This is a genomic window from Thermoactinomyces intermedius, assembly GCF_013912365.1.
Classification (GTDB): domain Bacteria; phylum Bacillota; class Bacilli; order Thermoactinomycetales; family Thermoactinomycetaceae; genus Thermoactinomyces; species Thermoactinomyces intermedius.
Genome location: NZ_JACETT010000062.1, coordinates 1 through 6,685 on the forward strand (window position 1 = coordinate 1; position 6,685 = coordinate 6,685).

A 6,685-nucleotide genomic window follows, 5' to 3' on the forward strand; every position below is an offset into this window, starting at 1 on the left:
GATGGCCGATACCATGTTTACGTGGAAACACCGTATTGGGGGGTGTGATATGAAGCCGGAATATCGAATTAGAATAAGAGACTATAACCTAAAGTTCATTTGGGAAATCACTGATTTCATTTCCCTTCAATATACGCTACGGATGAACGCATTAGGGAAATGGATTTTGACGCTCCCCTATCACTCTGAATCCACCCGCCAGCTTTTAGGGCTTTTGACATCCGGTAACAAAGGTGTTGGCGGGATTTACGTGGAGCGGAACGGCAAATATTTGTTTTCAGGCCCGCTTCTGGATCATGAATACACCCTGGATGAAAACGGTGAACTAATGACTTTCATAGGCGGGGATGAGATGGATTTTGTGGCTCGATCCCTGGCGTTGGCTCATCCTCGGATTTTCAGGTCCCCGTACATGACGGATTCCGCCGGGAATCATACCGATTATACGCCGAATGACCGGGGGCAACGACCGGAGGAGCCGAGTCGTTCCAGTAGTGAGTGCTTTTGGGACATATTTGGGAAAAACAAGGCGCAGGATGCGGACCCATCCCGGAGAATCCCGCAACTGTATGTCAAATTTACACAGGGTTCAGCAAATGACGTAGGAAGTGAACGATACCCGAGTGGTGACTTGGCCACTTTCCCAAATCCCAATCCGATCGTAACCAGGGGAGACCCGATGATGGACATTTTAGAACAGATCGTAAACTATAGCGAATCAACGGTCTACAACAGCGACGGTACAGTCTGGAAGCCGCCGCATCCGATTGTCTTGGTTTCAAAAATGGAATATGATGCCTCAATCGGTAACACATTTAACGGTGGTTGGTGGATCACGTTTGAGTTCAAGGCGTGCCCAGATAAGACGCGCTCCATCATCTTTTCCAAGGATGAAGGGAATGTTTTGCGGATCCGCCGAACAAGAACAGCGCCAGAGGCAAACATTATTCAAATCGGAGGATCCGGAGACGGAGCAGACAGGGTTTTTGCCCATTCTGGGGATGAACCATCAAGAGCGGTGTATGGGGACCGAGAAGGTTTCAGGAGCTTTTCAGGATTTAAACGGTCAACGACTGACACCACACATACTGAAGAAATCGAAGCATTAAAAGCCCAGCTTTATGATGAGCTGAGGAAAGCCACCAGTCAAACCATCATAGAAGCGGATGTTATTGACAAAGAAGGAATGAGATATCACGCTGACTGGTTTCTGGGGGATCGCGTCCGCGTCCAAACCCCGCTTGGCAATGACGATGTCATTATACGGGAGATATCGGGAGCGCTTGACGAGCGCGGAGAAAGTGTTCAGGTCCGATTGGGAACCGCGCCAGCCCCCTTATATGGGTTGAATGACCAAAAGAAAACAGCATCTCATGGCGGTTGGATCCAAAATCTCTTCAAAAGAACGCAAGGGGAGTGATATTCTTGGCTCGTTTTGAACCTATTTTCCAGTACTATCCTCTCGCTGATACTCAGATTGTTGTCAGGATTGACCCTCAAGATGGTTCCTCCTGGCCATATCATTTCTTGGTGTATTGCGAACTGAACCCTGCAACAGGTGAATGGGAACTTTATCAAAATGAAAAGGTGGCGCTTAATATTTCCAAACCGGATAAAGAATCAGCTATCCGGGAGGCATGTTTACAACTCGTCCAGAGACAAAACACAGATATTAAACTGTAGGAGGCGACATCATGAAAGACAACGGAGTCGTGATCTCAAATAAGGAGATGTATGACATGATTCAAAGGATGGCCGGATCCTTGCAGCGGATTGAGGCCAGGCTGGACCAAATGGAAGAAAAAATGGAGAGCACGCATAATGCAGATGAGAGGAGCAGGGAAGCACTTAATAAGGCAGAAGACGCTTTAGACTTAGCGAAAAAGATCGAGAAAAAACACGATTGGACATGGAAAGCCACTGTCAGCGCTTTGATCACAACAGGGATCGGAGTGCTTTTTTATTTTGTACAAGGAGGATGATAATTGATGGAAAGCCTTGAATATGCGTTAATCCCTATCATTCTAGGAGTTTGTGAGGTGCTGAAGCAGTTGGGGTTACCTAACCGATGGGCCCCGCTTGCTTCTTTGGCGTTGGGTGTTGTGGCTGGTGTTTTCTTTTTGCCAGGTAGCATTTTGGAGGGCGTTTTGCAGGGGCTTGTTTTGGGGCTTTCTGCATCCGGGCTTTATTCCGGGCCAAAAAATTTGATCAAAAGGGGTAAGTCTCAATGAGTGTATACGTGGTAATCGACCCCGGGCATGGGGGAGAGGATCCAGGCGCAATTGGTCATGGTCTTCAGGAAAAAGACGTCGTGTTGAATATTTCCAAAAAGATCAACGGTCATTTTGGAAATTACGAAGGGGTGGCGGTCAGTCTCACACGTTGGGATGACCGCTTTTTGGAATTGAGCGAGCGGGCTAAGTTCGCTAATGATCGCGGCGCGGACCTCTTCATTTCGATCCACAACAACGCTGCCAGCTCTGATGCACATGGGTTTGAATCTTTTATTTATACCAACGCCAGCTCGACAACGGCAAAGTATCAAAATGTGATTCATTCTCATATCATGAGCTATTTGAATCAATACAACATCCGGGACCGTGGCCAGAAAAAAGCAGACTTTGCGGTTCTCCGAGAAACTGCAATGCCGGCCATTTTGCTTGAGAACCTTTTCATCACCAATGAAAGAGAAAATAAGTTACTCAAAGATGATGCATTCCTAGATGGCTTGGCTAAATCGATTGTGGAAGGAGTAGCAGAAGTCTTTGGTTTGAAAAGAAAACAGCCTAAACCGATGTACCGCATTTCCGTAGATGGAAAAGTAGTCTATGATACGGCGTATGAATCAAAAATCACAGAAGCTGTCCTGAATGCGGTAAGAAATCAAGCGCAGGAAATCCAATTGAAAAAACTCTAAACCAAAACTGCCCCTTGGCTTTTGCCGAGGGGTTTATTTATTGGAGGGATACATCATGAGCAGACCAGTTATTTTCTATGCACCGCACGCAGATGATGAGACGTTGAACATGGGGATCACCATCGCTGAGCATGTAGCAGCCGGCAGGGATACTCATGTGGTTCTGATGACGCATGGTCGCCAATCCGGGGCCCTTAACGTAATCAACGGGACCCAATGGTGGTTACTTCTGGGAGATCAAACATGATCCGGAGTTTGAAGGGTATGAGCCACTGACAGTTGAGCAATTTGCGGGGGCCCGGATGGAGGAGTTTTATAATGCTCTCCGGCAACTTGGTGTACCAGCTGAAAATCAGCATATTGAATATCTTGATGATCCGAACAGCGACGGCGGGGAAAGTGTGACAGTGAATGAAGCCAAAAGTGTAATCCAGAAATATATTAACTTGTTCCCTGATGCTGACCACTATACATTGAGTTATCACGATATTCACCCGGATCATGCAGCATGTGGACAAGCTTTGCAGGATCTCTATGACGAAGGGGCAATTCAATATTATGTCCGCTTTATCATCAGTATGGCCACAAGGGATGACTATGAATCCCGTGGCGCAGCGATTCCTGGTGGCGGTTGGAAAGATACCCCGACGGATAACACTATCAAGCAACGTGTCATCAATGCTTGCCGGTGTTATGCTGCCTGGGCTCCGAGGCTCGGTGCATATGCGATTGGATATCATTCAGTCAGCCGTCAATTTGATAAATTCTTGGCCGATCCGTTCCACTATCTTCACATGCCAGGACAATAATTAAAATCCCTCTCCATAACCGGAGAGGGATTTTTTGTTTTTAATCCTCTTGATGAGGTGTAATCATTCTGACACGCCTTACGGACGCAAAAAAATGGAATCAAACTTATAAGTTTCAATCCTCCAGAAGAGGTGTAACCATTCTGACACAAAGCAAAGCGACTGAGGATACCTTGCGGCTTTTTTAGTTTCAATTCTCAAGATGAGATGCAATCATTCTGACGGAACAGCGGCTTTCGTGATGGTGTACATTTTCGAGTCAGTATTCGTCTTTTGTTCGATGTTTCAATCCTCTAGAAGAGGTGTAACCATTTTGACGTCCATGGATCCAGTCTGAGAATTTGCATCGAAGAGTGGGTTTCAATTCTCAAAATGAGATGCAATCAAGTTCTTTGTTGAAAATAATAACCCGTCTAACCTCTGATTTCAAGAGGTTTTTCGGCGGTTGTATTGATTATCAATATTCGCCTAAAAATGGATCTTGAGAAACTCGAACACCTGAAAATTCAATATACACAAAAACTGAAGCACATTGCTTGACCTGCAAAAGAGCAGGTTTATTTTTTTTAATTAAAAATCAAATGCAATTTGTTAAAAATTAGTTAGAAATTCAATTGTCTAGGAGCCGGATATTTTTTTAAAATTAATAATTGTTTCCTATACAATATACTTAAAGAAATAAGAAAGGAGGAAACGGGGTTACGGATTTTCGTACCCGTCGAAGGTATGGGAAAACATTTTGTTCGGTTTCTCCTTTTGTTTATGATCATCACGGTGGGAACAGGTTCCTGGGTTCATGCCCTTGTTCATGCTGACGGGGGTTTTGATGTTCCTGAAATCAATGATGATTTTAATCAATTTGAGCAAAAGACCCCGGTTCAGAAGGAACAACCCGTTCAGCCTACACCGGTTAAGGAAGAGAAAGGATTTTTCGATTCTGTTACCGAATCATTGTCAAAGGCAGGAGATTGGTTAGGGGACAAAATTTCAGGTGCATGGGAATGGACCAAAGAGAAAGCGGCTGCCTTTTGGGATTGGTTTACTGAAATATGCTCCAAAATAGCAGAAGTCGTAATCGATACACTGTCTGCAGTGTGGGACTGGATCGTCAAATTTAAGGAATACATAGCGTTTGCCGGCGTCTTGATTTTGGGCATCGTCTTGTGCATTTTTGCCACCCCGTTAGGGATTGCCGTACTCAGTGGTATGGCTTTGTCATTTGTGATCAGTATGGCCCTGAATGGTTGGGAAATTAACAAAATGACCTTCTTGGAAGCAGCCATTGGCGGCCTCTTGGGATTGATCGGAGGAGGCATCACTGCAGGAGCTTCCCGGGGCTTGGCCAGCGGCATCGGGCAAAAACTGATCATGGGTGCCAAGAATTCCAAAGTTTTAGGTCCTGTTCTTCGCGGAGGACAAAAACTGGTTTCCAAATTGCCGGCACCTCTCCAGAAAATGTTTGGTAAAGGCGGAGCCATCGGAGCCGTCGAGGGTGCCGGCACCAGTGTGGCGGACGATATCCTGCATGGGCGGAAGATCAATTGGAAAAATGCCATTTTGGCAGGAGTTTTTGGAGCCGGTTCCGTCGCAGTGGTTCACTTTGCCCAACCAGTTGTCAATAAAGCCGTTGCATCAATGGAACCGGTTCTGGCCAAAATCCCGATTGTCAAAAATGTTTTCAACAAAGTTGGCGATTGTGTTGCGGTTCGGCAAACCGGGGGATACCATGCATTCTTCTTGGCAGTAAAACCTGGGTGCATTGATGCAGGCATAACAGATCTTCTGAAAGAAGATTTAAGAAAATTGAGAGCAACAGTAAAAACTGATAAACATACCATTGCAGTAGGCCGAACAGATATTAAAGGTTTGGAAGGTGAAGTGTTTCAAGGTGCATCACCAGGAGTAATAAAAGTAGCACCAGAAGAGGCGGGATTAAAGCCTTTGGATGAAGAAATACCTGACAGACCAATTAAAGCTCCTCATAAATTTGCTTTATTTTCTAATCATGCTGAAGAAATGGTCATCAATAAATTTGTTGTAAAAGTGGATGCAATTTATCCAAATCCACAAGATGTAAAAGGGAAACTATATATTCACCAATCAAATCCTAAAGGTGCTTGTCCAAAGTGTATTCAAGGAATAACTAACTCCAAAGTTCAACCGGGTATATTTTTGCAATTGAGCAAGAGGTATCCTAATCTAGAAATAGTTTTAACTTCTGAAGAGCAAGAAGGAGTAAAACAGTATGGAAGAAAGTTTTTTATATTAAAGAATGGTAAATATATTGAAAAATAAAGAGGTGATATAAATGAGTTGGTTTTTAAAAATCCACGAAGATGCGAAATCGGCTTATTTATTAGCTTTAACAGAAAAACTAATTGACAAAATTAGGGGTAAGGAAGGTTTTCAGCAGGTAAGAAAAACGATCGATATGTGCTGGGAGTGGGTGGAAGAGAAAAAACATGAGGGAGATGATATTTATTTTGAGTTTGATAATGAGAATGATACAGGAGTATCGATTTATATTGAGTTAACAGATGATCCGCAAGAGGAATTGATATGGATGTGTGCTATGTATGCGATTTGCTATGTAGCATGGCAGGCATATAATTATGCAAATGAAAAATACGTGCCTCAGCCTATTGAAATGGTTGATGATGATACAATAGATGAATTCATGAAGTATATAAATAAAATTGAAGGTTATCAAGAAGAATGGTCTGAGCGTTTAAAGGAGTACTTACTTAAAAACTACCCGGCAGGAAGTAACAAGAAGATTAAAAGAGAAGAGTTGTTAAACTTGATTGCATAAAAATGATTAAGTGGAACATTTCCGCTATATTTGGCGTGATATATGAAGGGGATTTTCCCCTTTAATCGTCCCAATTGTACAGAAGCAATTGAGTAAAAGACTTTTAGATGATTTCCAAAGCCGAGATTCTGAAATCATCAAACCCTT

At 43.7% G+C, this 6,685-nt stretch carries 9 protein-coding genes; all 9 read left to right on the forward strand.

Annotation, left to right across the window (positions count from 1 at the left end):
* Positions 1–1,420 (forward strand): Gp37-like protein (locus tag H1R82_RS13190; protein WP_220272547.1); only part of this gene is annotated, 1,420 nt, incomplete at its 5' end.
* A gap of 5 nt (positions 1,421–1,425) precedes the next feature.
* A complete protein-coding gene (locus H1R82_RS13195; RefSeq protein WP_181733089.1) occupies positions 1,426–1,683 on the forward strand; it encodes a hypothetical protein in 258 nt (85 codons plus the stop codon).
* Positions 1,684–1,694: 11 nt separating this feature from the next.
* Positions 1,695–1,982, forward strand: coding sequence for a hypothetical protein (locus H1R82_RS13200; protein WP_181733088.1), 288 nt, complete (start codon positions 1,695–1,697; stop codon positions 1,980–1,982).
* A gap of 6 nt (positions 1,983–1,988) precedes the next feature.
* Positions 1,989–2,231, forward strand: coding sequence for a hypothetical protein (locus tag H1R82_RS13205; protein WP_181733087.1), 243 nt, complete (start codon positions 1,989–1,991; stop codon positions 2,229–2,231).
* Complete coding sequence (locus H1R82_RS13210) at positions 2,228–2,917, forward strand: N-acetylmuramoyl-L-alanine amidase family protein (protein ID WP_181733086.1); 690 nt, start codon at positions 2,228–2,230, stop codon at positions 2,915–2,917. The genes H1R82_RS13205 and H1R82_RS13210 overlap by 4 nt, the downstream gene beginning before the upstream one ends.
* Before the next feature lie 55 nt (positions 2,918–2,972).
* Entirely contained in the window at positions 2,973–3,164 is a 192-nt protein-coding gene (locus H1R82_RS13215; RefSeq protein WP_181733085.1) for a PIG-L family deacetylase, read from the forward strand.
* Between the two features lie 25 nt (positions 3,165–3,189).
* The gene (locus tag H1R82_RS13220; RefSeq protein ID WP_258873911.1) at positions 3,190–3,726 is read left to right on the forward strand and encodes a PIG-L family deacetylase; all 537 of its coding nucleotides are present in this window, start codon (positions 3,190–3,192) and stop codon (positions 3,724–3,726) included.
* 762 nt (positions 3,727–4,488) lie between these two features.
* Complete coding sequence (locus H1R82_RS14750) at positions 4,489–6,021, forward strand: hypothetical protein (protein WP_258873910.1); 1,533 nt, start codon at positions 4,489–4,491, stop codon at positions 6,019–6,021.
* A 13-nt stretch (positions 6,022–6,034) separates the two neighbouring features.
* Positions 6,035–6,538 (forward strand): Imm6 family immunity protein, encoded by a 504-nt coding sequence (locus tag H1R82_RS13230; protein WP_181732455.1) that lies wholly within the window; start codon positions 6,035–6,037, stop codon positions 6,536–6,538.
* The last annotated feature ends 147 nt before the right edge of the window (positions 6,539–6,685 follow it).